This window comes from Bacillus sp. A01H (genome assembly GCF_045277205.1).
In the GTDB taxonomy this organism is placed as follows: domain Bacteria; phylum Bacillota; class Bacilli; order Bacillales; family Bacillaceae_G; genus Bacillus_A; species Bacillus_A paranthracis.
Window position 1 is genome coordinate 1,190,487 of sequence record NZ_CP117702.1, and the last position, 26,601, is coordinate 1,217,087.

Below are 26,601 nucleotides of genomic sequence, written 5' to 3' on the forward strand. Positions count from 1 at the left end.
GATAGTAAATAAACCTCTAATTTTCAAGATAGTAAGGAAATTAGAGGTTTATTATACTTGAAATGATTTTCTACACCGATCTCTTCTTTGCAATCTTCTTCTATATTTTTTTCTATCCCGCTTTACCCCTCGTATATACATAAGTAAGCTAACGAAAAGAAAGAAAGCACATTGCACCGTTAAAATGTACGGTGACATTCCATCCAATGGTTGTTTTGGATCATATAAATGAATTGGTGCTCCGCCTATTGTAGGGAAGACGGTATTTAGCAGGACGTAAGGGATGGAGGTAGCTGCAAATGGAAATAGAAGCGACATATAATCTTTTTGTGACCATGCAGATGCAGCAAGTCCTAAAAGAGCCATTAAACCTGCAAATAAAAAGTTAATTCCAATATATACAGTAATGTAAATAATGGGAGAAGCCTCATATAAGTTTGCAAACATCCCATTAACATTTATGATGCCTGAACCAGCCGGCGTTTCTCCGTCTGGAATGGTTAATTTGCAAAATAATAAAGATAAGATAAATGGAAGCGTATAAAGAAGTCCGCCGCAAAAGAATGTAACAATATATTTCGTTATTGAATAAGAAAATAAATTAATTCCTTTACTTACAAACTGTTTAAAGCCATCAGATTTATCCGAGTTGTAACTTGTACTAAAGGGAAGGCTCGCAATAATTGGCATTAATAATAAATAAACATCCATTTCATTGTCACGAAATCCAATCCATTTTATATCTGTTGATATAGGTCCGCTTGCAGCGTCCCCTAAATAACGAATGACATAATAATAATGATAAATACAAATAAGAACGAATCCACTAAACATAATAATTAAAGAAACACGATTACAAAAAGCTTGCTTTATATTTAAACGAAGTGCACGCATCATGACTGAAAAAGCCCCCACTGATTATTAGTCTTCACCAATCGGACTTTTATGGACAGCCCGATCCCCACCTAAATTCTTTGCTTTCGCTGAATTTTGAGGTAGGGTCTTACTGCCCGTTAAAGTCGGATAAACTTGTCTATTTTCTATATTACTATTAAATGTAAAGATTTTCTTGTTTTTTTATTTGATTATTTAAAAAAAGAGAAATTTGTTGTTGGGAAGTAAGGTTTAGCTGTATATCTCAAGAACACCTTTTCCTTTTCTCTTTTCTTCTGATAAACTATGGACAGTATGATACAATTTGACTGGAATTTTTTATACTGGAAATAATAAAAAAGAGAACTTGTATAGAATGTAAGCGTGTGGTAATATCAAAGATGTACTAATTGACTATATTATCCAATTGGTCATTTTTGGAGGTGACGATGTGGCGATAGATCGAAAACGTTCTATTATTGAGGCTGCAACAAAGTCTTTTTCAGCATTCGGTTATAAAGCAACAACGATGGATCAAGTAGCGAAGTTAGCGAATGTAGGAAAAGGGACGATTTATACTTTTTTCAAAAATAAAGAAGAGCTATTTGGCGAGATTATTTCTAATTTAATTACAGAAATGAAGCAAGTTGCAGAAAATGCAATTCGTTCAGATGTTTCATTTTTTGAAAATGTACATAGAGCATTATATAGCATATTAGAATTCAGAAAAGAACATCAGCTCATGATTAAGTTAATTCAAGAAGAGCGCGATATGGGAACGAAAGAAGTACAAGAAGTGATGCAACAAGTAGATGTGGAAATCGTTTCTGTCATTCAATCCTATTTAAAGATTGCGATTGATAAAGGTGAAATTAGCAAATGTGATCCAGAAATTACAGCATTTATTATGCTTCGCTTATATGTATCGCTTATTTTTGATTGGGAAAAAAATCATGAACCGCTAGAAAAAGAGGAAATTGCAGAATTATTTGAATTTTATTTATTAAAAGGATTGTCAAACTAAGATAATCCTTTTATTATTATAAAAAAGTGACCGATTGAACAAGGTGGTCATATATTTAATTTAGGAGGGATAATAGAAATATTCACTTCATAGTAAGGAACAGTTGCATAGTATAAATTCGGGGATAAGGCATATGTATGAATCAGTATAGCCTTTTTGTTTGGGTAAAAGTGACCAATTGAACAATATGGTCATTTTGAAAAGGGGGAGAAATGATGAAAGGAAATCAGTTACTTCGTAAAGAGTTCACACAAATTATAAAAAGTAAAAAAATATTAATTCCAATTATCGCGGTTCTATTCGTACCAATTTTATATGCAGGTATGTTTTTATGGGCCTTTTGGGATCCATATAAACAGTTAGATGATTTACCAGTTGCGGTAGTCAATTTAGATAAAGGTGCAGTATTTGACGGAAAACCAATTGAGGTCGGAAAAGGGCTTGTTGATAATTTAAAAGATAATACCAGTTTTAAATGGGAATTTGTAAGTGAAAAAGAAGCGAAAAAAGGAATGGAAGGCAGAAAGTATTACATGTTAGTACGCATTCCAGATGACTTCTCAAGTAACGCTACAACGTTATTAAAAGACGATCCGAAGCCATTAAACTTAGAATACATTCCAAACGAAAGCTTAAACTTCTTATCTTCCCAAATTGGCGGAACAGCCATTGAAAAAATTAAAGGTGAAGTAGCAAGTACGTTAACGAAAACATATGCAGAGAAAATGTTTGATTCCATTCAAGACGTCTCAAAAGGACTAGCAGATGGGGCGGAAGGTGCAAGTAAACTACATGACGGATCAAATGAGCTGCATGATGGTTCAAGTAAAGTGACGGATGGACTTCATACACTTCAAGGGAAGTCTGGGGAGATGAAGGATGGAGTTCAGAAATTAGCAGATGGATCTAATAAGTTACAAGATGGATCCGGAAAAGTGACAGCAGGTTTAAATACGTTAAATAGCAAAACGGGTGAGATGCAGGTAGGTATAGGGAAATTACAGGATGGCTCTCAGAAAATAACAGTAGGTTTGAATACGTTAAATAGCAAAACGGGTGAGATGCAGGTAGGTATAGAGAAATTACAAGATGGCTCTCAGAAAGTAACAGCAGGTTTGAATACGTTAAATGGAAAAACGGATGAAATGAAAAAAGGAATTGACGAATTACGTGATGGATCTGAGCAAGTGACTGGTGGTTTGAACAAATTGGTAAGTAAATCTGGCGAATTAAAAGCAGGAACAACCGATCTATCAAATGGTATGGGAAAAGTTGTTGAGGGACAAAGCCAATTAGAGAAATGGTCTCAAGGGATTCAAAAGGGATTGCAGGAGTTAAATAGTAACGTACAAAACTCTATTGCAGGTTTAGAGGAAATGCAGTCAAAAGCTCCTTCTACATTAAATAAGGTAAATGAGAAAATAAATGAGGCTGGAGAAAAAGTAAATCAGTTAAATGAATTCACGCAATCAACAGCAGAGGATGCACAAACTGCAGCGCAAGATGTAGCAAATTTGCAAAAGCAAATCGAGAGTTTACCAAAAGAATATCAAGATCAGTTGCAACCCTTTATAACAAGTGCGGCAAAAAGTACAGCGACAGTGCAACAAAAAGCTGTTGGAGTTGCAGGTGGAACAAATAAATTAAATGCAGAAGTAAAACAATTAAAAGGTGAAATACAACAAACGACAAGTGGAGTACAAAGCGAATTACCAAATCCAAAACGGGTGAAAGCTTTAACGGAGGGTATTGAGAAACTAACGAATGAACAAGCGAAATTTGTTAGTACGTTTCAGGATTTTGGTGAAGGGTTAGGAGATACAAAAAGAGGTGCTGATAAATTAAAAGAGGGATCAGTTCAATTAATTGATGGCGCAACTCAATTACAAAGTGGATCTGGAAAAGTGACAATAGGATTAGGGGAATTATCTGTAGGAGCAAACCAAATGACAGGTGGTGTAACTCAATTAGTAGATGGCTCTGGTCAAGTGACAGGCGGTTTAGGCGAATTATCTACAGGAGCAAACCAAATGGCAGGTGGTGTAAATCAACTAGCAGATGGCTCAAGCCAAGTAACAGGCGGTTTAGGTACATTATCTGTAGGAGCAAACCAAATGGCAGGTGGTGTAAATCAACTAGCAGATGGCTCTGGTCAAGTAACAACTGGCATAGGTACGCTAAATGGTGGTCTAAATAAAATGTCAACCGGCTCAACCCAGCTAATCGACGGCGTTAATAAACTAGCAGACGGTTCCGGGAAAGTAACGGATGGCCTTGTAAAAGTAAACGACGGTTCAGGTGAACTTGCTGAGAAACTTGGCGAAGGGGCAGAGAAAACTGGTGAAGTAAAAGGAACGGATAAAACGTATGATATGTTTGCAAGTCCTGTAAAAGTGAAGACGGAGAAAATGGCGGAAGTTCCAAACTACGGAACTGGATTTACACCGTATTTCTTATCACTCGGTTTATTTGTTGGGGCATTACTATTATCAATCGTATATCCATTACGTGATACAGTGGGCGTTCCAAAATCAGGATTTAGCTGGTTTATTAGTAAGTTCGGCGTATTACTATCAGTCGGTATTATTCAAGCAGTAGTAGCTGATGTTATATTACTGTTTGGATTAGGTGTAGAAGTACAAAGTATTCCTTATTTCATACTCTTTAGCATTGTTACAAGTTTAGCGTTTATCGCATTAATTCAATGTTTAGTAACAGCATTCGGTGATGCAGGGCGTTTCATCGCCATCATCACATTAATTATTCAGCTTACAACAAGTGCTGGAACATTCCCACTAGAATTGATTCCGAAGTTTTTACAACCATTCAATGCTTGGCTACCGATGACATACTCTGTATCAGGGCTGAAAGCAGTCGTATCAAGCGGAGACTTTAACTTCATGTGGCAAAACATAGGAATACTCATGATCTTTATCGTGGTGTTATCACTTGGAACAATTGCTTCATTAACTTGGATGCACAAACGACAGTTTAAAAATATTGCTGAAAATCAATCGGTTGAAGCGTAGAAAAAAGCACCTTTTTGGTGCTTTTTTATTGTAATGCAGGGCATCTTTTTTGTAGTTCGGATATGAATCTGTCTAAAAACTATAGAAACGAAAGAAAAGGAATTACAACAATTTAAAGAGAAAACTAGAATAGAGGAGCTGATATGATGAAAGGAAAGCTTACTTATTATTTTATCTTAAATCCGCTAATCATCTTTCTTGTTTACGCCCTTTCACCTATCTTGTTTCATAAAGAAAAATATATAAATATGAAAGATGCACTAGGAATACTTGTAGTTTACTATGTGCTTATTAGCGGGTATTACTTTATGGATGTTGTAAGTAAAAGAATGAAGAAAAACGGTAAAGAAAAATAAAGAGTTTTATTACATAAAAACCGATGGAGGATAACAACATGACCGAAAATGAAATCAAATTCAGAGATACAACCATTCGTAATTTTTTCGATAAAGAGGACCGCCTAAAATCGATTCCAGGTCAAAAGAAGAAAAAACTAGTATTGTTAGAGTATTTAATTAGCAAGTTAAATGCGGAGAATCAGTATACGGAAAAAGAAATCAATGCATTCATCAAACAATATCATGACGATTTTTGTACGATTAGACGCGAGTTTATTGTGCAGGGGTTTATGGACAGAGAGGATAATATGTACCGTATAAATGGGAGAGAAATGTGGACGAAGTGGGAGGAGTTAAAATAAAAAGCTCTGTTATGGAAAACAGAGCTTTTTATTATTTATTCGGATGTAAAATTTTAAAATCGTAGGCGTAAATGGATTTACCACCTTTAACAGATGTAATAATTTGATCCATATCTTTAATTTTAGTAGTTTTAATTTTTTTACCGGTTGTTAGAGAGTATGTTTCTATAGAATATTTATGTTCTTGCTTTTCATTATAACGTAATACATATAATTGATCGTTTTCAAAATATGTTTGTTCATTATATCTAACGCCATCCGTTACATGGTAATCAATTTTGAATTTAGGATTGACTGCATTTGTTTCGGTATTAAAAGTTATGACCTCACCTAGTCCATTTATAAAAAATAATTCATTGTTATGTAGATAAGCGGAATTATTTTTTGTAAATGGTATGGAAGCTGTGGAATTCTCCTCGGAAGAAAGTAAAATTAAATCTTGTTTTAATGATTTTTTATCAATGCGTAATAAATATACTTTGCCTTTAATGGAGTTATCGTTCTCAATTAAAATCGTATAATAAAAATTTGAGTCACTTAAAATAGATGAGTAACTAGAATACGACATGTTTTTATTAAGATTAATTGTTGTAACATCTTCAAGGTGCATAGTTGAATCATTAAATAGTAATTTTTTTAAACTATGCTCATTTTTATCTATATCTTGAGTTAAGACTAAGACTTCATCTGTATTGACGCCAGAGCTAATAAGATAATGAGGAATATTTCCTTTATGAATCTGTTTTTGATTACCAAAAATTACATTCGAATCATAATTTCCAGTAGATGAGTTACTACCTGAATTGTAAATGTTAACAAATAAGCCTTGTTTTTTTAAATATATCCTTTGATCTCCTGTATGTTGGTATTTCATTTTAAAATTTTTAAAATCATCTCCAATAAATTTAATATTATCTTTACTTTCTAGTACGATTTCTTTTTTGTTATCAGATACACCTATTCCTCCGAGTTCTAAACCATTCATTTTATATCCATGTGCTTTTGCATTTTTATCGATGAATATCGCATAACTAATCCCGTTGCCATCCATATCTTGATCGGCAGTCGAAGAGAGATATATAACAGCTTGTTTATCTTTCAAAAAATCTTTTTTCTCAATATCTTCTTCAGATATTGAATTTACATTATTGTTTTTAAAGAAGAAAAAGTAGATGAGTGCTACAATTAAAATTATGCTTAGAATAAGAACAATTATTTTTTTCACTGTTATGAGCTCCTTTTATAAGAAGAAGTGCAACAAATATAGTTGTTGCACTTTTTCTTCAGTATTAAATATTACGAATTGTTGAGGTTTGTTTTGCGTCACGAACATCCCGTGGATATACACCAGCACCGCCATCTTTATCTAAATCTAGTCCGCCATGAAGTTGATAAGCAGACCAAATTAGTTTAGAACAGTTTTTAGCCCCATAATGTGTTGTACTTCTATTTGTAGCAAAATTATAAGAATATGAATCTTTACCTACACGATCTTTTGCCCACCATGCCGCATCATTTTTGTTTTGCCAAGATGTATTTACGGATTTTACTACCGCATCTCCTTTATCTACTTTACGGGATGTAGTACTAATTGTACGAACGCCATCACCTGGTACAGATTCTACAATTGTATTTGAACTATAATACATACCAACATGTCCATGATTTAAGTATGCAGTGTATGAACCAGTATAGAAGAAATCCCCCATATTGCTGTTCCCAACTGAAACTGTACCACCACTAGCTCCTAAAGTATTCATTTTTTTACTTGCTTCTTTTTTGCCTTGTTCTTCATCTGCTTTTAGCACTTTATAAATCTGTTCAGAAACAGCTTCTTTTGTATTCCCAGTGTTGTTTGCTAATTCATTAATACTAGATATTAGCTCTTGTGTACTTACATCGGGCTGCATTTTTTTGATTTCATTTAAGTAAGGTAAATCATCACTTTTTGCCAGAGAAGCAGTAGGTACAATCACAGTAGAAGCTAGTAACCCCATTGTTAATGTTAATGCATGTAGCTTTTTCATAATCCATCCCCTTTGTGCAATTTATTTTTTCTGGGAATTTTACCTGTATTTTATCTAAATGGTAAAATTATCCTTAATGATAAGTGATAGTTTTATAGCCGTAAATCGTATTTTAGTAATTAATTGTTGAGAAAGTTTGGCTTGTAATAGGTTTGAAAAATAAGGTTATTATGTTTTTAAGTGTAGATAAATTATATGGAAATGTATAATACAGTTTGTGTGAATATTTGTCTAAGGAATAAAAGGAGGGAATGATTATGGCGGGCTTTATAAAAATTATTCTTTAGTCGTACCATTTGTTATAATACGTGATATTCGTAATTTGTTATATTCCCTACGTTTTTTTGTTGAGAAATAAAAATAGTACTTTATTTGAACTTTCACTTTCAGTAATGTATATAATTGTCTCAATTCAGTTTTTCAACGAGGGTTCTTACAAAGTAGTAGTTTACTTTGTATAGTTCCATTTTAATAGTCATGATTAAAAAGATGGCCAGGTAAATATCTGAGCCATCTTTAAAACATTTTATTCTTCCTCCCACTATATTGGTGGGAGGATTCCATTTTCCCTTTATGAGAAATTATGAAATTGCGTTCTCTAATCGCTCTTTCTGACGAAGATGATGTGCAAAATGCATAGAAATAAGTTGAAACCATTCTGCTGCATGTAAGTAACCAAGCCCAGGATGTTCGACTTTACAATCACTTGGGATAGAAGAAAGTGTTGGCTCAATGTCTTTAACAATTGTAATTAATTCTAGAAGCTGTTTCTGTATGTCTTCTTTATTAGAGGGATTTTCAGGTGTATATCCAGGATGATTTGGTACTTTGATTTGTATATCCGGGAAAGCACCAAGTTTATATACTTTTTCACCCATGTCCGTTTTCTTGTTAGTTGCTGATGGTGTTTCAGTTTTACATTTCGCAATTGCATCTAACTGCATATATGTAGAGGCAATTAAATGACTATACATTTGACCGAGGGACCATTCTTCGCTAGACGGCTTCGTCCTAAATTGTTCTATAGAGTACCTTTCTAATTCCTCTATGTAATACGTTGCTAATTCCTCAAATTTCTTCATATTGTTAACCCCTTTTTATAAAAATGTATTTGCTAATACCTAATATAAAGGATGGCTACTGACAACATTATGTCAGTAGTGAAATTAAAGTTTTAACATTTTTTTTGCTTCATCACGGATTTTCTCAGAAAGAATTTTTGGCTCAAGTACTTGCACTTGGCTCCCCCAGCTAAATACCCATTGAAATACTTCGTCTATGTTTCTTGATTTCAAAAAAACGTAAAAACTGTTATCTCTATGCTCGTATGAATCTATAAAAAAGTAGCGGGACTCAATAATCTTATGTGCAATATGAGATGGAAACAATAAATGAACCGTAACAGTCCGATTGCTTTCAGGTTTATAGTTTTGTAAAGAAAAATCTTTCGGCTTTGTAAAGAATTCTTGTTCTTGCTGTAATGTATCCATTCGATCTAAACGAAAATTGCGTATTTGTTTTCGAAGTAAACAGTGGGCAACGATGTACCAAATTCCTGAAATATTGACTAAGCCATAAGGATGAACGGTCCGCTTTATTTTTGTAGTTTCTCTCGGTTTCCGATAAGAAAAAGAGATAGCTTGTTCTTTTTGAATAGATTCTTGCAATAGAAGAAGTTGATTTTCTAGTTTTTCTTGTTCAGATTGCTGATGTGAAAATATAGGAGAAAGGAAACGAAAAGTTTCTCGTAATTCCTGGGCTTTCTTTTGTTGATCAGCAGGGAGAACAATTTCAAGTTTCTCTTTTGCTGATCGTGCATGTACAGAAAAAGAAGAAGTGAAAGTTTTCTCGATATAATCACCGCCTAGTAAAAGAGTAACAGCCTCTTCAGGCGTAAGCTGAATGGGGGGCAAGAAATAACCATCCATTAATGAATAACCGTGACCAGGCATTGAATAAATAGGAACACCCGATTCGTTAAGTGCATCCATATCTCGATAAATCGTTCTTATACTTGTCTCAAATTTTTCCGCTAAAAGCTTTGTGCTGTAACAGTTTGTCTTCTTTGTAATTCAATTAATATAGCTAATAAACGATCGGTCCGATTCATGAAATATCTCCTTTTATCTTTAATAAATATGCCTCCTGTAAACTTCTAAAAGTAATATAAAATCCCCTCCCATTAACATACTTTTCCCTATGTATAATATTAATATAGTAAAATCATAAGAAGCCGTATTGCAGTTTCCAATAATATACTATATAATCAATTTAAGAAAACGTTTTCATGCAAAGGGGGAGAATTTCGTGTCGACTATAGAGGACGTGGCGAAATTAGCGGGGTTATCAAGGACAACGGTTTCTAGGGTGATTAATAATCATCCATATGTTTCAGATGAGAAGAAAAAAAGGGTTCAATTAGCAATGAAGCATTTAGGCTTCGTTCCTAATTCTGCGGCGAGAAGGCTTCGTAAACAAAAAACGGAAACAATTGCGGTGCTAGTTCCAAGGATTACAAATCCTTTCTTCAGTAGATTTATTGAAGCAATCGAGATTGCTGCTTCTGAACATAAATATAAACTGATTATTTGTCAAACAAGATATTTACCGGAAAAAGAGATGGAGTATTTACAATTATTATCTACGAAACAAGTAGATGGGATTATTCTATGTTCACTAGAAAATCCGTGGGAAGATGTAGAGCCATACTTACAACACGGTCCAATCGTGTTATGTAATGAATATATTGAGGAAGCAAATATTCCAACAGTGAAGTTTGATCATGCGCAAGGAGCATACATAGCTGCTAAGCATGTGTTAGAACAAGGATATCGTAATCTTATTTTTTGCCGTGGTAACGAAACCAAAGTGGTTAGCCAACAGCGAAAAATGGGCTTTTTACGTGCAATAACGGAGAAGAGCCGCCAAGTAGAAGCGATTGATTTTCTTGAAAACGCTTTCTCTTGGGAAGATGGAAAACGAATATTCCATGAAGTATTAAAGGACAAAAAAAATCCTACCGCGATTTTGGCAGGAGGCGATGAGGTAGCAGCTGGAATTATTTCAGAGGCGAAACGCCATGACTGGAGCATTCCAGATGATCTCGCTGTTATCGGTTTTGATAATCAAATTTTATCACAGATTACAGAGCCAGGTATTACGACAATTGAACAGCCAATCGATGAGATGGCCCGAAAAGTTGTCGACCTGATGATGGATAAAATCCATACGAAAAATTATCGAAAAAAAGAATTGTATGAGTTTGAACTGGAGCTCTTGGTGAAAGGTTCAACGATGAAGGATACGATGTTATTAGCCTAGTAGACTATGTCTGCTAGGTTTTTTTCTGTTCACAAACTACTATTCTTCGTGAACGCAGTCATCACATTTGTTATGGTATGCTTCGTGTTGCTCATCAATTTCTTTCCCACAGTGCGCACAAGTTTTCGTCGGTAAATTTCTGAAAAACTCCATTGGTTGATCGATCATGTCAATCCCTCCATTTCCATTTCTTACTATCATTGTATTAGTACAAAAAACAAAAGTCAACAACTGTTTTATAACAAAATTGAAAATTAATGAAAAAGTTTAGGAAATGGATTATAGTTAACAATGTAGAATGTAAGTGAAACATGCATTTCTACTCGGTTTTAGAAAGGATGGATACATATGAAAATGACTGTTGTCGGCTTTTGGGGCGGCTTTCCAGAAGCGGGAGAAGCAACGTCGGGGTATTTGTTTGAACACGATGGTTTTCGTTTACTTGTAGACTGTGGTAGTGGTGTACTAGCACAGCTTCAAAAATATATAACACCATCTGATATAGATGCAGTTGTACTTTCGCACTATCATCACGATCATGTTGCAGACATTGGGGTATTGCAATATGCGAGACTAATTACGAGTGCGACAAAGGGACAACTACCGGAACTACCAATATACGGTCATACGTTTGATGAGAGTGGATTCCAGTCTTTAACGCATGAACCGCATACGAAAGGAATCGCGTACAATCCAGAAGAAACACTTCAAGTTGGACCGTTCTCGATTTCATTCTTAAAAACTGTTCATCCTGTTACATGCTTTGCGATGCGTATTACAGCAGGTAATGACGCTGTAGTATATAGCGCAGATTCCAGTTATATTCCTGAATTTATTCCATTCACGAAAGATGCTGATCTTTTCATTTGTGAGTGTAATATGTATGCACATCAAGAGGCTGCAAAAGCAGGGCATATGAATAGTACAGAAGTAGCAAGTATTGCGAAAGATGCGAATGTAAAAGAACTTTTATTAACGCACTTACCGCATACAGGCAATCCAGCTGATTTAGTAACAGAAGCAAAACAAATTTTCAGTGGCCATATTACGCTAGCGCATAGTGGCTACGTATGGAACTCATGAGGTGATACGATGTTATTTATTGATAATAAAGGGATTACAGATCCTAGAATAAACTTAGCGATTGAAGAATATTGTGTGAAGAATTTAGATATTAACGAAACATATTTACTGTTCTACATTAATGAACCTTCGATTATCATTGGTAAAAACCAAAACACAGTAGAAGAAATTAATGCAGATTACGTAAAAGAAAAAGGTATTCATGTCGTTCGTCGTCTATCAGGCGGAGGCGCAGTATATCATGATTTAGGAAACTTAAACTTCAGTTTTATTACGAAAGATGATGGAGACAGTTTCAGCAACTTCAAAAAATTCACAGAGCCTGTAACGAAAGCGCTTGGTAAATTAGGCGTAAATGCAGAACTAAGTGGTCGTAACGACATTTTAGCTGAAGGCAGAAAAATTTCAGGTAACGCGCAGTTCTCAACGAAAGGTCGTATGTTCAGTCACGGTACGTTACTATTTGACTCTGAAATCGATCACGTCGTATCAGCACTGAAAGTAAAAATGGATAAGATCCAATCCAAAGGAATTAAATCAATCCGTAGCCGCGTTGCGAACATTACAGAGTTCCTAAACGAAGAAATGACGACAGAAGAGTTTAGACAACTTCTTCTAGAAACAATTTTCGAAGGAGAAACAGAAATTCCAACGTATGAATTAACAGAAGAGGATTGGAAAGAAATCCACAAACTTTCTGAAGAGCGCTACCGCAATTGGGACTGGAACTACGGAAAATCTCCGAAGTTCAACTTACAACATTCACACCGCTTCCCAGTTGGACAAGTTGACGTTCGTCTTGAAGTGAAAAAAGGAACAGTAACAGAATGTAAAATTTACGGTGACTTCTTCGGTTCACTAGATGTGCATGATATTGAAGAACGTCTAACAGGCGTACAATTTGATAAAGATGCATTCACTGCAGCTTTAGAAGGCGTAGATATCGCACGTTACTTCGGTAATATTACAACAGAAGATTTCTTACATTTGTTCTTCTAAAAATAAGGGAGGCTACCGTAACTGGCAGCCTCTTTCTTTTTGCGTAGATTGTCACGTTTTGTCGGTAAGTCGATATATTTTAAAAATCGCTGATATATTCCGGGTTACGACCGATATATTTAGAAAATCGCTGATATATCTGAAAAATCGCCGATATAATTTTATATACGATAAAATCACAGGACATCTGCCTCTTATAAAAGAATATACATATTCAAAAGGAGGCGGATCGAAATGAAAAGAGTAATGTATGTTGTATTATTGCTCAGCTTCGTTATTGGAATAGCAGCTTGTAACGATGAAACTTCCTCAAGTCGCATACTTTTATCGATCGGAAAACCAGCGAAAGATAATGTTATATATTTTACGCATACAGATAACAGACGAAAGATACAGGAAATACAAGACATGTTTCAAAATAAGAAGTGGAAAAGAAATGAAACATTCAGCACTGTTAATAAGACACCAGATGTCGTCTTTTCAATAGATGAAGACAATGCAGGGTTACCGGCACTATATGTTACGGTGTATTTTCATGAAGATGGAGCGGACGCGATTAACTTGTTTGGAGAGCATACGACGTTAAATAAAGAGGAACTTACTAAACTTAGAGAAAAGATGAGTGCATATTATCCTAAAATGATTTTTGGTTTAGTTTCATAAATTACTTGCAAATAAAATTCCCTTATCCTTCCAAAGTAAATGAAGAGGAGGTGATCTGTTTATATGCAGTTAATGGAATAACACTTGCCACTTTAATTTTCTTTTAATATAATTAATTTAGAATTTTTAAATATTCTAAATTTTATAAAGGTGGGGTTTGTGTGAATCTCGTTCAATCTTTGGCTGAAACGGCGAAAAAGAAGGGGGATAAACCGGCTTATATATTTATGGATCAGTCGGTCTCATATGACCAATTAAACAAAATGGTCACAAGGTTTTCTAGCAATTTAGCAGAAATGGGCATTGGAAAAGGGGACAATGTTGCATTAGTTGTTGGAAATTCACCACATTTTTTGGTCGGTTTATACGGAACAATGAAAGCGGGAGCAACTGTTATTCCAGTTAATCCAATTTATACAGCAGACGAAATGCATTACATTTTACAAAATGGAGATGTAAAAACAATTATCGTACTCGACGTCCTTCTACCTGTTATACAATCTCTTACAACAAGACTTCCTTCACTTGAAAACATCATCATATGCGAAACCTCATCAGATTTTAACCATACAGAAACCGAAAAAATGAAAACGTTTACTATAATGATAGGGGCTGGAGATGTAACTTACGAAGGCCCAGAACTAGATGAAGAAGATGTAGCGGTTATTTTATACACTTCGGGCACAACTGGAAAACCGAAAGGCGCTATGTTAACGCATAAAAATTTATATAGTAATGCGAGCGATGTGGCGTCGTATTTACAATATACGGCTGATGATCGCGTCGTTGCGGCACTGCCAATGTTCCACGTATTCTGTTTAACAGTGGCGGTCAATGCACCGATTGTGAACGGGGCAACGATTTTAATGTTACCGAAATTTAGCCCGAAAGAAGTATTCCGTATTTGCCGCACGTACGAACCGACAATTTTTGCCGGTGTACCGACGATGTACAATTACTTATATTTATTCGAAGAAGCGAGCGCAGAAGATGTGAAGACGCTTCGTCTTTGTATTTCAGGTGGTGCTTCAATGCCTGTTGCTCTTCTGCAAAACTTTGAACAACGTTTTGACGTTATCGTTTCAGAAGGATACGGTTTATCAGAAGCATCACCAGTTACTTGTTTTAATCCACTAGATCGTCCGCGTAAGCCAGGGTCAATCGGTACAAATATTTGGCATGTAGAAAATAAAATTGTAAATGAACTTGGAGAAGAAGTACCTGTTGGTGCAGTTGGGGAATTAATTGTTCGCGGGCCTAACGTTATGAAAGGATATTATAACGCACCAGAAGATACAGCTGCGACATTAAAGGACGGCTGGTTGTATACAGGAGACTTAGCGAAAATGGATGAAGAAGGTTACTTCTATATCGTTGATCGCAAAAAGGATATCGTCTTAGTTGGCGGCTATAACGTATATCCTCGTGAAGTAGAGGAAGTATTGTACATGCACGAATCAGTGGCGGAAGTTGTCGTAATCGGTGTTCCTGATGAAAACTTAGGAGAAGCAGTGCGAGCGTACGTCGTTCTGAAACAAACGAACGTAACAGAAGAAGAACTGATGCATTACTGCACATTACATTTAGCAAAATATAAAGTACCAAAGAGTATTGAATTTTTAACAGAACTGCCGAAGAATACGACAGGCAAGTTGCTGAGAAGAGCTTTGAGAGAAAGAGCGATGCAAGTTTAAATATAGGGGCAACCATCTTTATGAAGATGGTTGCCTTTCTATTTTTTAGCATTGGTTAAGCTATGGTGCCATATATTTAAACCGTAATATGACTAATAAGGAGGAGATATAAGTGGAACAGAAGGAATTACGTTTACGGCGAGTGCAGTATCTTATTTGTGACATTATGGATGAAATGAATGCGGAAAGTGAGAAGAAAAACTTAGAGATTTTGCAGCAAGTCATTGATCACCTTTCAGGAGCGATAGGTGATTTAGTTGATCCATCAAGCTCGTATTCTATCGATTATTTAGAACGAAAAGTTCATACAGCGCATTATTTACTTTTTAAAAATGAGCGGAAAGCGTACTTATGTAGGAAATAATAGTATTATTTTTATTTGACATTGATAATCATTATCAATATGATAGTTGTGTTAAGTATATTTATATAAAGGGAGATGTCATATTGATAATGATTAAGAAAAAATATATGAATGCATTTGTTATAGCAGCAACGTTAGTAGTTCCATTTAGCGGTATGATGGCACCGATTGCGAAAGCAGAAGCGGTAGTAGAAATGAAAGCAGCTAGCAAATTAGCAGATGGTACGTATGACGTTATTTTAAAGACTTATAAAGATCAAACGAATGATACATCAGTTGCTTCTACATATTTAAAAAATGCAAAAGTAACCATTCAAGGTGATAAAAAAATCGTTACGTTAACAGTTCAAGATAGTAGCTATTTCCAGTATCTTAGAGTAGAAGATCCGAAAAAATTAGGGACATTCCATGATGTAAAAGTAATTTCCGAAGATAAAGCAAATAACGGTACGAAAGTTGTTCAATTTGAAATTGATGAGTTTTCGAAAAAATATAATATGCAAATGCATATATTAATTCCAGCAATTAAATATGATCATACATATCAAGTACAGTTTGAAATCGATGCGAGTGCAATTGAACAGAAGCCTAAATTCTCTGACGTACCAGCATGGGCACAAGAATCAGTTCAATATTTAGTAGATAAAGAAGCAGTACACGGTAAGCCAGATGGTACGTTTGCACCAGCTGAAAATATTGATCGTAGTTCCGCTGCAAAAATAGTAGCAACTGTTTTAGGATTAGAAATTCAGAAAGATGCAAAGCCATCATTCCTTGATGCACAAAATCACTGGGCAACGCCGTATATTGCTGCTGTTGAAAAAGCAGGTATTGTAAAAGGTGATGAGAGGGGAAACTTTAATCCGAGCGGGTTAATTAACCGTGCATCAATGGCTTCAATGTTAGTAAATGCATATAAATTAGAAAGAAATGAAAATATAAAACTACCGAAAGAATTTGCTGACTTAAACAATCATTGGGGTGCGAAGTATGCCAATATTTTAATCCAAGAAAAGATTTCAATTGGAACAGATAATGGCTGGGCTCCAAATAAAGCGGTAAGTCGTGCGGAAGCAGCACAATTTATTGCGAAGGCGGATAAGTTGAAGAAATAAATGAAATAGAATGAGAAATGAAGGCGCACAACGTTCACTTTTGTGAATGGATTGTGTGCTTTTTTATGTGTCAATTATTGATAGGATAGTGTAGAAGATAATATTAATCCGTTATTAGTGGAAATGGACCTCGGCAATATGTATACTTTACAGGTGCGTATGTCTAGCAAAGGATTGTAATTGGTCAAAATAGAAAAGCATATTATACAAAAAATCATTATAAAACTTTTGTTCAATTACCACGTAAAAAGGATGATAAGATCATGCGAATTGATAATAAAATAAAATCGTTAACTCCTCCATTTATACATTTACTATTTAATCATTCTAAACATTTAAGAATAGAAGAGAATATCCAATTAATATCTATTGATGGTAGTAAATGTATGGATATGAATGGGTTATTTAGCGAATTCTCAAAGAAAATGAATTTCCCAGATTATTTCGGTGGTAACTGGAATGCTTTTGATGAGTGTATAAACGATTTAAGTTGGTTAACATCTGAGCAATATGTAATTTTGATTAGTAAAACAGATAAATTGTTGGTGAATGACAATGAGAATTTTGAAGTGTTAATAAACATATTGTCTGATACGTGTATGGAGTGGGCAGAAGGTAGGGAATATGGGGAGTTAATAACTTTTCCAACCCCTGTTCATGTGTTTTTTTGTTGTATAGATAATAAAGAGAAACATATAATTGAGAGGTTTAAGTCCACAGGCATAATTGAATTTGATATTATAAAATAAATTTGCAGTTATAAAAAAACATTGTGGTAGTAATCACAATGTTTTTTTATAACCATCCCTCTAAATATTACAGGTTCATAATATTTTAAAATGTAGCTAGTAATTGTTGAAACGTATTATAAGATGAAAAGAGGAATCTCTTTGAGGAGTTCGCCGTTGTTTATAGAAAGGAAAAGTCAACTTGTATAATTTTAAGCAGGATACAAAAGAATTATTGCAGCAGATAGTAAGGAGAAAGGCACCTGAACTATTATGGATTGTAGATTGTAAAGACTTTCGTATGTTAGAAATTGAAATCATCCATGAGTTGAGAGACATTTTGGCAGATGAGTTAATTGAAAAAGGCTTTGATGAACAGGATAATATTAATGATTTTGGTAGAGTTTTAGAGGAATGGATTGATATATTTGGAGATTCGCTTGAATAATACTTTGCGCTTTATAGCTTAGAACTGAATAAGGAGGACTAAAATGAACTTTGAATTCAAAAAAGTTCAGTGTATAGAAGATAGTAATATATATCGGGTGAATGATTTTACTGATATATATGAAACGGATTTACATAATAATGATGATTTTAATATTGATAATTTGAATTTGCTTTTTCAACAGAGGATTCGTCAATTCATTATACATGTAAGTAAATCAGAAATATTACATTTTAAAAAGGAAGTCGATTCTAAAAAAATTTTTTATAAGATGCTAGACTTTGGCAGGGATAATGTTTTCTTTGTTTTTGAATCTATACAAAAGAAAGAAGTACTTTATATTATCAAATTATTTTATAGTGTAAGTATAGAAAACACGTTAGCTATAATTTGTTTGGGAGAAAAGGTTGATATTAAATTTAAAAAATTAAATCAAAATAAGATTATAGAGTATGTAATGGGGAATTGTTTTGTTCCGAAAATTACATTAGTCCCCTCATCGGCGTGTGCATTTATTCAATATGATGGTGCATTATTAACAATTGCTAGTAACAATTTAGAAATATAGAAAAAGAGTAAGGATGGATAAAGATATTAGAGAGAAGAGTGAATATAAGCTCTTCTCTCTTTATATATGCCAGGGTAATTTAGTCGTAAATAAAAATTGTTTTTAAGGAGAAAACATGGACACATACATCGAAATACACAAACCTGCAACAGAAAAGAACGACTATTTTCTAGTGTTAGATGAACATGATAATTTTGAAAATGATAAAATTTTAAATTTGTTATCAATAATTAATAGATATATAGTTGATGTGGATACAAGCATGGAACAATTTATGAAAACAATGATGTCGAAATTTCATTTATATATTTTAGTGAATTGTGAAGGGGTTCAAGAGGAATTAACAAAGGTACAAAATTACGTTTTTGAAAAAGAATTAAAAGAGTTAAATTGGAGAAAATCCACTGTAAAGAGCACAATTTTAATAAACCAGTATGATCCTGCAACTGATATTTTCGATGTGATTTCTCCTGTATGTATGGAAGGGAGCCTCATGTTCCTTTTCTCTGAGAAGGAAGTAAACGAAAATGAGTTAGAGAGTATCATAAAACATATAAAATTTGAGCAATCAAGAGTATATTTTAATAAAGAAACAATTGAACTGGCTGGGGAAATGGGGTATATAGTAGGGCATTTTGAAGATGAGTATTATTTAGTATCTTTACGTTCGGAAAAGCAAGTATTTGTTTGTTATGCGGAAGAACGTGTTATGGACTAAAATCAAAGCAGCAACGCATGAAACAAGTTCAGCCTTTATGTACTTCGCCTTATAAACTCTCCAACCTGGGTTGTTAGATAGTATTCACCTGTTATACAAGACGGATCATAATGAATGATTAAAAGTGAAGTAGACTTATTATGTAATTTATAAAGCGGAGGCAAATATATGAATAAATTAGGGTTTAGAGTTATTCGCGGAGAAGAGGGATATGGTCATTATTTTGGTGGAGACACTTGGAAACTTCCCATATGTCCACAATGTAATGAACAAGCGCATCAAATATTTACCTTTGATTTGAATGATTCTAGATTAGAGGAACTTAAGACAGATGAATTAAGAGAGTTGCCATTGATCACTTGTTTAAATTGTTCCTTATATGAAGATATACAAAATTTCAAAATAAATATAATGGAACGTTCTATACATACCGTTACTCAAAGTGAGATGTTTAATTGGAAGTATGAATTAATTGATAAAATACCAGTTCCTTTGCCGAAATATGATATGAAATTAATAACGATGGAGAATTATGATGTCCCTTGTGATGAAGATGAAAATGATCAAGCTTTTGATGCGATGGGAAGAGATTATATTTGTAGAATACTTGGAGCGCCCCTATACATAGACGATTTTATAGAGGCAACGTGTCCTTGTTGCTCGAAAAATATGAACTATGTGGCTATGTTGACCGGAGAAGATTATGGGAATGAAGGGGGACTTACAGGAGGAATAACTTTTCAAATAGGAGAGAGTTTTTTATACTTTTATCTATGTAAAGAATGTCTAATCATACAAACTTCCATGCAGAGCGCCTAAGTTTGTTCCGTAGTATTAAAAGTTTTATTTTAATGTGAAGAGAAAGAATTTGTTATTTAAATAAAAACCGAACCACCATCTAAATGGCGGTTCGGTTTTCTTTATTTTTTCTCTACTAACTTTTTATTCTTCCAATCTAGTGTAAACGATTTATTAAATGTTTTTTGATCAACATCTTTTACGTTGTTTCCAACCCAGTTTGCAGTTCCAAATGTGTAGCCTGGACGAAGTTGGTAGTCGTCGGCGTGTTTCGTATAAGCGACTTGTAAGTTAGATTGGTCTGTATTTTTTTCAGAGATAACAACAGCGATCATACCAGGAGAGAAACCGCTATTTGTTAATGCTGGAAGTTGATCCATCGGTATTAAATTACCTTTTGCATCAGATTCATATAGATATGTGCGAGAGTACATGAACAGTTGGTTTCCATATAAAGAATGGTAGGAATCACGTGTGTAAATCCCCCAGTTTTGATTGTTATATCCGTTAAAGAATACGTTCCATTTTACGTTTTTATTTGTTTGGTCAATTAAATTTGTTTTATAGCTTGTTTGTTTATAGCTTACAGAGTCAGACCAAGTTATTTGACCAGTTGCGCCAGCTTCAGCGCTAGGGCCATTTGGCGTTGCAGAAGCTTTAACAGAACCACCAAGTTGATATGATACACTAGATGTTACAGTCGTTTCTTCTACAGCATTTGTAGGTGCTACGTTAAAGAAACGAGCGCTATTATCTTGAAGATTAAAGGCAATATCATATTGTGAAGGATAGCGTAATGTTGCACTAGCGCCAGGGATTGGGTAGTTATCAATAGGCGCACTACTTATAGTAGGATTTGCTTTTAGAAAACTACCAGTTGTATTAATAACGGCAATCTGTTTATCAGCGCTTGGATCATCGATGAAAGTTACCTTTAAAGACATTGTCATATTATCAGTTTGATCATTATTAAATGTATTATAGCTCGTATGTGTTTTTGCATTTTGTCCGATATCTGTTACAACTTGTGACGTCGTTTGAGCGTAAGCAGCAGGTGTTGAAAGCACTAAAGCGCTACTAGCAAAAACAGCGGATAATGCTAAACATTTTAAATACGTTTTAGAACGTTTCATACAATCACTTCCTTTTATTTTTGTCGATATATGTCGTATTTCATTTATATCGTAACATGAAAATAAAGCGGAAGGCATGATTATGCATAATTGCATAGGTGAGTTTTGTATAATGAAATTTTATGAATTTTTATCAAGAGAATCGTCGCTGTATTGTTTATATATTCCTCCTCATCAACTCCCCCAACCTGCGTCGCAACAAACGCAATATCACTAAACAATTAGAGGTTTTTATTGTGAAGATCATTGTGCTTAATATTTACGCTATAAGTGCATAACAAGATATAATAGAAGAAATGAATAAGGAGGCTAGTTGTGAAGAATCTTCGTTATCTTAATATATTTACGATATTAATTATATACACACTACTTATGCTTTACATAGGCTGGAACGGCTGGGTTTGGCTTCATGCGGTATTTGGCTGGGAGTCTTGGGGATATTACGCTTTCATAGTTGGCTTCATTTCGTATGCGTACATTCTCGTGCAAGTGTTTAAGTTTTTGCCTTTCCTACGAACAATAGGTTCGATTTGGTTTGCGGTTATACAATACGCGCTTATGTTATTACCGTTAGCTAATATTACAGTCTTTCTTTTACAGTTTTCAGTAGAGAAAGAAGCGGCAATTATTTGGACAGGGGTGGCTGTGTTAGCTGCATTCATTTTTATCTTTGCGTACGGAGTATTTAATGCATATAGCCCGGTAGTAAGAAAGTATGAGGTGCACATTCCGAAAAAAGTAGAGGGACGTAAAAGCTTACGCATTGCGATGGCTTCTGATATGCATTTCGGTAAATTATCTGGCGTTTCGCATTTGAAAAGGCTTGTTCGTCATGTAAATGAAATGGAGCCGGATATTATTTTACTGCCAGGAGATATTATCGATGATCATCCAGGTGTGTTCATTCAAAAAAATATGGGACATATTATGAAACAAATGACAGCTCCACTAGGCGTATATGGTGTGTTAGGAAACCATGAATATTATGGACGGGCAGTTCCTGAATTTTTACAGGAGATGGATAAGATTGATATTCGTATTTTGTTAGATGAAGTGATCACAATTGAAGATGACTTTTACCTCGTTGGAAGAAGAGATAAAACAGAACGCGATCGCCAAAGCTTTGAAAAACTTATGAGTACAGTGGATAAAACGATGCCAGTTATCGCAATGGATCACCAACCCTTTGAGTTGAAACAAGCAGCGGATGCTGGCGTAGATTTACTATTATCCGGTCACACGCACCGCGGACAAATGGCACCAAACCATATTGTAACGAGAAGAATGTACGAACTAGACTGGGGATACGCACAAAAAGGTGCATTTCACGCAATTGTTTCTTCAGGCTTCGGATTTTGGGGACCACCGCTTAGACTTGGAAGTAGGTCGGAGATTGTGCAGGTGGAGGTTACGTTTGAATAAGTTTATGTAATAGGGAGCTAATGGCTCTCTATTTTTACAAATAAAAAAGGCTCCATATAAGGAGCACTCAATAAAAATAAATGAATTAAAACAAATAACAGACATGTATAATATACAATATTAATAATTTAAAATCAATATATTTGAATTCAATATTTTATTGGTGTCGATTTCATAAAAGAGTTACGATTATAAGATAAAGGGGGATTATAAGTGATCATATCAGATGTGCTATACGGAGAATTTGAAGTGGATCCAGTAGTAGAAGAATTAATTGTAAGTAAGTCTGTGCAAAGGTTAAAAGGTATTCATCAAACTGGCGCAAGCTACTTAATAAATGAGGAATGGAATGTAACGCGCTTTGATCATTCAGTTGGCGTTATGTTGTTAATTAAGAAACTCGGTGGCTCAGTAGAGGAACAAATTGCTGGTTTACTGCACGACGTATCGCATACTGCTTTTTCTCATGTGATTGATTATGTTTTTGATAACAAAAATGAAAGTTATCATGAAGAAATATTTAGTGCTGTTGTGAAAAATTCAGAAATTCCAGCGATTCTTTCAAAGTATGGTTATAACTATGAAGAGATTTTGTTAGATGATTCGAAGTGGACGTTACTGGAAAGGTCAGCGCCAGAATTATGCGCAGATCGAGTGGATTATACGTTACGAGATATGTATACATATGGGTATATTTCTTTAGAAGAGGTTCATAGATTTTTAGAGGATATTATCGCAGTAGAGGGGAGAATGGTCCTTCAAAATATCGAAATAGCTGAATGGTTTACAGAAACGTATTACAAAGAAGTCATCGATTTCTTTATGCAACCAATGAATATTTATGGAAATGACATGTTAGCAAAAACGCTAAAGTTAGCTCTACACAAAAAGGTTATTCATGCAGATGATTTTCTTCTTGAAGATGATGAGCTAATTTCGAAATTGCAGCAATGTAGTGATCCAGAAGTACATGCTTTAGTAAGCAAAGTTCATCCGAATGTAAAAGTAAAAGAAGATAAAAACGATTATGATTTGTATCAGAAAAATAAAGTACGCCTTATTGATCCTCCGATACTTCGTGAAGGGGAAGTCGTTCCATCGTCTGTTGTGTCAGAAAACATAAGACAGATGAGTGATAGCGCTTATGAAAAAGCGGTGAAAGGGATGTATGTGAAAGTGATTTCGGATTAAAAAGGAGAGCATCACTCCTAGATGCTCTCCTTTTCCCACATCACTGATCAAACCAATTCCAAACCTCAATATCTCCAAGAGTCGCATAACGTACGTGAGGCGAGTTTTGTAATTTTAACAATTCTTTCGATGGTCCGGTAATGACGATCCCGTATACTTTTACACCGTTCTCTTTTACATACTCATAACGCTTATCTAAGTTCAGCTCTTTTTCAGGAGTCCAAGTAGTTTTACTTACAGTTTCTTTATGTGTAGAAAGAATACGCATCATTTCGATTACTTCATCTTCTTTTGTCTTCGGTCGTTTTGCTTCATTATCAGGGAGATTTATATGTTCTGAAAATCCGATAACCTCTCCGCCATGTAGAATGAAATCTTCTTCATCTATTCTTTCTTGCCCTGTGTCTAAAGCGTACCATATAGGAGTGGGCGGCATTTCTTGTGCTTCAAATGTGCTATATAGAATGGATGCTAATTCTTGTAAAGTGTAAGGTTTGTCAAAAGATATCGCTACTTCTGCAACGGTGCCCTCATGTATCTTTCCGAGTGTACTCCAAACTTTTTTAGAGATTTCTTTCAAATGATCATCTTGCTTTATTTTTGGATGAACAAAGGAAAGTTTGTTGGAATAGGGTTTATTTGCCCATGATTGATTTGTGTCAGTTACAGATGATAAGAAGCTACGCGTTGTTACTGTACCAATTGGCATTTCTTTTTTACCGACCGTTTTAACTAAATTCATTTCAATTTCTGTACGGAAAAAGGGTTTAATCTTTGTACTGCCTCCAGTGGAACGACTATTTGGAATTGTTGCTTCTAGTGCGAGTGCTGGAATCTCATTTACTTCAACTAATTTTTTCATATTATAGAAGTAAAAAGAAGATGAGAAATGACCAACAAAATAGATTGCAATACAAACGGCAAGGACAAAACTAACGGTTTGCCAACGTTGTTTCCATTTTATTTTCCAAAACGGAACTTTCAGGTTTTGTGGTGGTAGTTTTTTCTTTATTGTTTCACTTTTTGAAAGCAATTGATCTAAGTAAGCCTCGCATTCTTCACATGTCTCAATATGACTTTCCAACAGTTTCTGTTCATCATGCATGAGCGTTCCGTTTTCGTACTTCTCCCATAGTTTTTTAAATTCTGTACAACCCATCCGTATCACTCCTTTATGCTTTTCATTTCTTTTCGACCACGGTGTAATTCAATTTTCACTTTCGCTAGTGAGAGACCGGTCATCTCTGCTATTTCTTTATATGAGAATCCGTAGTAATCTCGTAGTAACAGAATATTTCGTCTTTCAAGCGGAAGAGAAGATAAACCTTCTAACCAACTAGCAATCTCATGTTTTATGAAATAAGAGTGCTCTGTACTTGGCACGTTTGGTAAATGGAATTCTTCCACTGTAGTTGTTTTATATTTTTTCTCTTTTCGATACCAATCGATAAAGGCGTTGTAGGCAATTGTAAATAACCACGGTCTAATTTCTTCGCCTTTGTAATAGTCAATATGGACGAGCATGCGGTAAAAGGTTTCTTGCATGAGATCTTCAGCAAAATGGGAATCTCCGGTTAGGGAGAGAAGATAGCGAAATAAATCTTGCATATGTTCTGAATAAATTTCTTCTAATGATTGTTTACGTTTCACTACATTTCCCTCCCTTCACACATAACAACGAAAAACATATAAAAAAGTTACAATTTTTCATGGAATTATAGTAAAAAACGTCAAGAATTGGATAAGATTCTCTTTTATCATAATACATATAAGGCGGGTGAACAGAGATGGAAAGCTATGAAACACAAATTCAAAGGTCCATTGATTATATTGAGGAAGATGTAATGGAAAAACAGACGCTACGTAAGTTAGCTCGCATTGCAGGTTTTTCTGAGTCGCATTTTCATCGTGTATTCCAGGCGTTAGTAGGTGATACGGTAATGGAGTATGTTCGGAAGAGGAGGTTAGCCCGGGCAGCTTATCAACTTTCTCATACGGATGAAAAAATTATTGATATCGCATTTGAACATGGCTTTCAATCTCACGAAACGTTCACGAGAGCCTTTAAAAAATTATTTCAAATGACACCGAGTGAATATCGAAAGCAGGAAATAGAAACACCGATGTATTACAGCGTGAATGTAAAGCAAAGAAAATTAAATCCGTATTTAGGAGGCATACAAATGGAATATCGTATTGTAAATAAACCGGAATTTTTAGTGGCGGGTTATGAACTGAAGACGACAAGTAAAGAAGGGAAGAACTATCAAGACATTCCAGCATTTTGGCAAGAATATTTACAAAAAGATCTTGGAACGACAATTCCGAATCGTAAAGATACGAGCCAATGGGTAGAGCTTGGATTATGTACTGATTTTAATTTAGAAACAGGGGACTTCACTTATATTATCGGAATGGAAGTCACAGACTTTGAAAATGTACCAAATGAAATTGCAAAGCGCACGTTCCCGGCAGCAACATATGCGGTATTTACAACGCCGAAAGTTCCTCATGAAGAAATGGTATCGTCTATTCACCAAACGTGGAATGTAGTATTCTCAGAGTGGTTCCCGCATTCAGGATACGAACATTGCGGCGTTAATGAGTTTGAGCTATACGATGAGCGTTCCCATGCAGATAAAAGTGAGTTCGCTCAAATTGAACTTTGGATACCGGTGAAGAAAAAATAATAGAGTAAGAGTG

Annotated in this window: 27 protein-coding genes and 1 pseudogene; 19 read left to right on the forward strand and 9 right to left on the reverse strand. The window is 34.8% G+C overall.

Translation table 11 applies throughout. From position 1 onward, the window contains the following. Positions 1-51: 51 nt before the first annotated feature. Positions 52-897 carry a membrane protein gene (locus PSR14_RS06320; RefSeq protein WP_000984154.1) on the reverse strand — a complete coding sequence of 282 codons (846 nt, stop codon included), beginning with the start codon at positions 895-897 and terminating at the stop codon, positions 52-54. 427 nt (positions 898-1,324) lie between these two features. On the opposite strand from PSR14_RS06320, the gene PSR14_RS06325 reads away from it, so the two are divergent. The 4 genes from PSR14_RS06325 to PSR14_RS06340 all read left to right on the forward strand — a co-directional run bounded on the left by PSR14_RS06325 (position 1,325) and on the right by PSR14_RS06340 (position 5,626). Further along, positions 1,325-1,897 (forward strand): TetR/AcrR family transcriptional regulator, encoded by a 573-nt coding sequence (locus tag PSR14_RS06325; RefSeq protein WP_086707448.1) that lies wholly within the window; start codon positions 1,325-1,327, stop codon positions 1,895-1,897. A gap of 215 nt (positions 1,898-2,112) precedes the next feature. Then, a complete protein-coding gene (locus PSR14_RS06330) occupies positions 2,113-4,926 on the forward strand; it encodes a YhgE/Pip family protein (RefSeq protein WP_098487473.1) in 2,814 nt (937 codons plus the stop codon). 143 nt (positions 4,927-5,069) lie between these two features. Beyond that, entirely contained in the window at positions 5,070-5,282 is a 213-nt protein-coding gene (locus PSR14_RS06335; protein ID WP_002163726.1) for a hypothetical protein, read from the forward strand. A gap of 38 nt (positions 5,283-5,320) precedes the next feature. Then, positions 5,321-5,626, forward strand: coding sequence for a DUF2087 domain-containing protein (locus PSR14_RS06340; protein WP_000138195.1), 306 nt, complete (start codon positions 5,321-5,323; stop codon positions 5,624-5,626). Positions 5,627-5,657: 31 nt separating this feature from the next. On the opposite strand, the gene PSR14_RS06345 is transcribed toward PSR14_RS06340, so the two are convergent. The 4 genes and pseudogenes from PSR14_RS06345 to PSR14_RS06360 all read right to left on the reverse strand — a co-directional run bounded on the left by PSR14_RS06345 (position 5,658) and on the right by PSR14_RS06360 (position 9,763). Further along, positions 5,658-6,851 carry a hypothetical protein gene (locus PSR14_RS06345; protein ID WP_000721064.1) on the reverse strand — a complete coding sequence of 398 codons (1,194 nt, stop codon included), beginning with the start codon at positions 6,849-6,851 and terminating at the stop codon, positions 5,658-5,660. A gap of 64 nt (positions 6,852-6,915) precedes the next feature. Continuing rightward, positions 6,916-7,653 (reverse strand): hypothetical protein, encoded by a 738-nt coding sequence (locus PSR14_RS06350; RefSeq protein ID WP_098487474.1) that lies wholly within the window; start codon positions 7,651-7,653, stop codon positions 6,916-6,918. A gap of 581 nt (positions 7,654-8,234) precedes the next feature. After that, positions 8,235-8,735: a DinB family protein gene (locus PSR14_RS06355; protein ID WP_000713022.1), complete on the reverse strand. Its 501-nt coding sequence runs from the start codon at positions 8,733-8,735 to the stop codon at positions 8,235-8,237. A gap of 84 nt (positions 8,736-8,819) precedes the next feature. Continuing rightward, a pseudogene (locus PSR14_RS06360) lies at positions 8,820-9,763 on the reverse strand (helix-turn-helix transcriptional regulator). Between the two features lie 197 nt (positions 9,764-9,960). On the opposite strand from PSR14_RS06360, the gene PSR14_RS06365 reads away from it, so the two are divergent. Continuing rightward, entirely contained in the window at positions 9,961-10,974 is a 1,014-nt protein-coding gene (locus PSR14_RS06365; protein ID WP_000103718.1) for a LacI family DNA-binding transcriptional regulator, read from the forward strand. Positions 10,975-11,013: 39 nt separating this feature from the next. On the opposite strand, the gene yhfH is transcribed toward PSR14_RS06365, so the two are convergent. Beyond that, positions 11,014-11,142 carry a protein YhfH gene (gene yhfH, locus PSR14_RS06370; protein WP_000567010.1) on the reverse strand — a complete coding sequence of 43 codons (129 nt, stop codon included), beginning with the start codon at positions 11,140-11,142 and terminating at the stop codon, positions 11,014-11,016. A gap of 180 nt (positions 11,143-11,322) precedes the next feature. Between yhfH and PSR14_RS06375 the strand changes: the two genes are divergently transcribed. The 11 genes from PSR14_RS06375 to PSR14_RS06425 all read left to right on the forward strand — a co-directional run bounded on the left by PSR14_RS06375 (position 11,323) and on the right by PSR14_RS06425 (position 20,173). After that, a complete protein-coding gene (locus PSR14_RS06375) occupies positions 11,323-12,057 on the forward strand; it encodes an MBL fold metallo-hydrolase (RefSeq protein ID WP_000784663.1) in 735 nt (244 codons plus the stop codon). A gap of 9 nt (positions 12,058-12,066) precedes the next feature. Beyond that, positions 12,067-13,056 (forward strand): lipoate--protein ligase, encoded by a 990-nt coding sequence (locus PSR14_RS06380; RefSeq protein ID WP_000897258.1) that lies wholly within the window; start codon positions 12,067-12,069, stop codon positions 13,054-13,056. A gap of 234 nt (positions 13,057-13,290) precedes the next feature. After that, positions 13,291-13,719, forward strand: coding sequence for a hypothetical protein (locus PSR14_RS06385; protein WP_000832616.1), 429 nt, complete (start codon positions 13,291-13,293; stop codon positions 13,717-13,719). A gap of 161 nt (positions 13,720-13,880) precedes the next feature. After that, entirely contained in the window at positions 13,881-15,413 is a 1,533-nt protein-coding gene (locus PSR14_RS06390; RefSeq protein ID WP_098487476.1) for a fatty acid--CoA ligase family protein, read from the forward strand. Positions 15,414-15,525: 112 nt separating this feature from the next. Then, positions 15,526-15,777: a hypothetical protein gene (locus tag PSR14_RS06395; RefSeq protein ID WP_000435468.1), complete on the forward strand. Its 252-nt coding sequence runs from the start codon at positions 15,526-15,528 to the stop codon at positions 15,775-15,777. An 89-nt stretch (positions 15,778-15,866) separates the two neighbouring features. Next, positions 15,867-16,892: an S-layer homology domain-containing protein gene (locus tag PSR14_RS06400; RefSeq protein ID WP_098487477.1), complete on the forward strand. Its 1,026-nt coding sequence runs from the start codon at positions 15,867-15,869 to the stop codon at positions 16,890-16,892. Between the two features lie 263 nt (positions 16,893-17,155). Continuing rightward, positions 17,156-17,641: a barstar family protein gene (locus tag PSR14_RS06405; RefSeq protein ID WP_001217227.1), complete on the forward strand. Its 486-nt coding sequence runs from the start codon at positions 17,156-17,158 to the stop codon at positions 17,639-17,641. 181 nt (positions 17,642-17,822) lie between these two features. After that, a complete protein-coding gene (locus PSR14_RS06410; protein WP_000282232.1) occupies positions 17,823-18,068 on the forward strand; it encodes a hypothetical protein in 246 nt (81 codons plus the stop codon). 43 nt (positions 18,069-18,111) lie between these two features. After that, positions 18,112-18,636, forward strand: coding sequence for a hypothetical protein (locus PSR14_RS06415; protein WP_001008519.1), 525 nt, complete (start codon positions 18,112-18,114; stop codon positions 18,634-18,636). 115 nt (positions 18,637-18,751) lie between these two features. After that, the gene (locus tag PSR14_RS06420; protein WP_000382051.1) at positions 18,752-19,354 is read left to right on the forward strand and encodes a hypothetical protein; all 603 of its coding nucleotides are present in this window, start codon (positions 18,752-18,754) and stop codon (positions 19,352-19,354) included. A gap of 168 nt (positions 19,355-19,522) precedes the next feature. Then, positions 19,523-20,173, forward strand: a complete 651-nt coding sequence (locus PSR14_RS06425) for a hypothetical protein (protein ID WP_001037221.1) — start codon at positions 19,523-19,525, stop codon at positions 20,171-20,173. A 101-nt stretch (positions 20,174-20,274) separates the two neighbouring features. Here the strand turns inward: PSR14_RS06425 and cytK2 are convergent, their stop codons facing one another. Then, positions 20,275-21,285 (reverse strand): beta-channel forming cytolysin CytK2, encoded by a 1,011-nt coding sequence (gene cytK2, locus PSR14_RS06430; protein WP_000830619.1) that lies wholly within the window; start codon positions 21,283-21,285, stop codon positions 20,275-20,277. A 315-nt stretch (positions 21,286-21,600) separates the two neighbouring features. On the opposite strand from cytK2, the gene PSR14_RS06435 reads away from it, so the two are divergent. Next, on the forward strand, positions 21,601-22,707 hold the full coding sequence (locus PSR14_RS06435; protein ID WP_098487478.1) for a metallophosphoesterase: 1,107 nt from the start codon (positions 21,601-21,603) through the stop codon (positions 22,705-22,707). Between the two features lie 213 nt (positions 22,708-22,920). Beyond that, the gene (locus tag PSR14_RS06440; protein WP_098487479.1) at positions 22,921-23,898 is read left to right on the forward strand and encodes an HD domain-containing protein; all 978 of its coding nucleotides are present in this window, start codon (positions 22,921-22,923) and stop codon (positions 23,896-23,898) included. Positions 23,899-23,938: 40 nt separating this feature from the next. On the opposite strand, the gene PSR14_RS06445 is transcribed toward PSR14_RS06440, so the two are convergent. Both PSR14_RS06445 and PSR14_RS06450 read right to left on the reverse strand, forming a co-directional pair. Next, positions 23,939-25,057, reverse strand: coding sequence for an anti-sigma factor (locus PSR14_RS06445; protein ID WP_098487480.1), 1,119 nt, complete (start codon positions 25,055-25,057; stop codon positions 23,939-23,941). A 5-nt stretch (positions 25,058-25,062) separates the two neighbouring features. Beyond that, entirely contained in the window at positions 25,063-25,548 is a 486-nt protein-coding gene (locus PSR14_RS06450) for an RNA polymerase sigma factor (protein ID WP_061131517.1), read from the reverse strand. 137 nt (positions 25,549-25,685) lie between these two features. Here PSR14_RS06450 and PSR14_RS06455 point away from each other — a divergent pair, with 137 nt between their 5' ends. Continuing rightward, complete coding sequence (locus PSR14_RS06455) at positions 25,686-26,588, forward strand: AraC family transcriptional regulator (RefSeq protein ID WP_098487481.1); 903 nt, start codon at positions 25,686-25,688, stop codon at positions 26,586-26,588. Positions 26,589-26,601: the final 13 nt, after the last annotated feature.

Coding starts and splice junctions, on each gene's coding strand:
- PSR14_RS06320 (WP_000984154.1), bottom strand. CDS start 897: ATGATGCGTGCACTTCGTTTAAATATAAAGCAAGCTTTTTGTAATCGT.
- PSR14_RS06330 (WP_098487473.1), top strand. CDS start 2,113: ATGAAAGGAAATCAGTTACTTCGTAAAGAGTTCACACAAATTATAAAA.
- PSR14_RS06335 (WP_002163726.1), top strand. CDS start 5,070: ATGATGAAAGGAAAGCTTACTTATTATTTTATCTTAAATCCGCTAATC.
- PSR14_RS06340 (WP_000138195.1), top strand. CDS start 5,321: ATGACCGAAAATGAAATCAAATTCAGAGATACAACCATTCGTAATTTT.
- PSR14_RS06350 (WP_098487474.1), bottom strand. CDS start 7,653: ATGAAAAAGCTACATGCATTAACATTAACAATGGGGTTACTAGCTTCT.
- PSR14_RS06355 (WP_000713022.1), bottom strand. CDS start 8,735: ATGAAGAAATTTGAGGAATTAGCAACGTATTACATAGAGGAATTAGAA.
- yhfH (WP_000567010.1), bottom strand. CDS start 11,142: ATGATCGATCAACCAATGGAGTTTTTCAGAAATTTACCGACGAAAACT.
- PSR14_RS06375 (WP_000784663.1), top strand. CDS start 11,323: ATGAAAATGACTGTTGTCGGCTTTTGGGGCGGCTTTCCAGAAGCGGGA.
- PSR14_RS06380 (WP_000897258.1), top strand. CDS start 12,067: ATGTTATTTATTGATAATAAAGGGATTACAGATCCTAGAATAAACTTA.
- PSR14_RS06385 (WP_000832616.1), top strand. CDS start 13,291: ATGAAAAGAGTAATGTATGTTGTATTATTGCTCAGCTTCGTTATTGGA.
- PSR14_RS06400 (WP_098487477.1), top strand. CDS start 15,867: ATGATTAAGAAAAAATATATGAATGCATTTGTTATAGCAGCAACGTTA.
- PSR14_RS06405 (WP_001217227.1), top strand. CDS start 17,156: ATGCGAATTGATAATAAAATAAAATCGTTAACTCCTCCATTTATACAT.
- PSR14_RS06415 (WP_001008519.1), top strand. CDS start 18,112: ATGAACTTTGAATTCAAAAAAGTTCAGTGTATAGAAGATAGTAATATA.
- PSR14_RS06420 (WP_000382051.1), top strand. CDS start 18,752: ATGGACACATACATCGAAATACACAAACCTGCAACAGAAAAGAACGAC.
- PSR14_RS06425 (WP_001037221.1), top strand. CDS start 19,523: ATGAATAAATTAGGGTTTAGAGTTATTCGCGGAGAAGAGGGATATGGT.
- cytK2 (WP_000830619.1), bottom strand. CDS start 21,285: ATGAAACGTTCTAAAACGTATTTAAAATGTTTAGCATTATCCGCTGTT.
- PSR14_RS06445 (WP_098487480.1), bottom strand. CDS start 25,057: ATGGGTTGTACAGAATTTAAAAAACTATGGGAGAAGTACGAAAACGGA.
- PSR14_RS06455 (WP_098487481.1), top strand. CDS start 25,686: ATGGAAAGCTATGAAACACAAATTCAAAGGTCCATTGATTATATTGAG.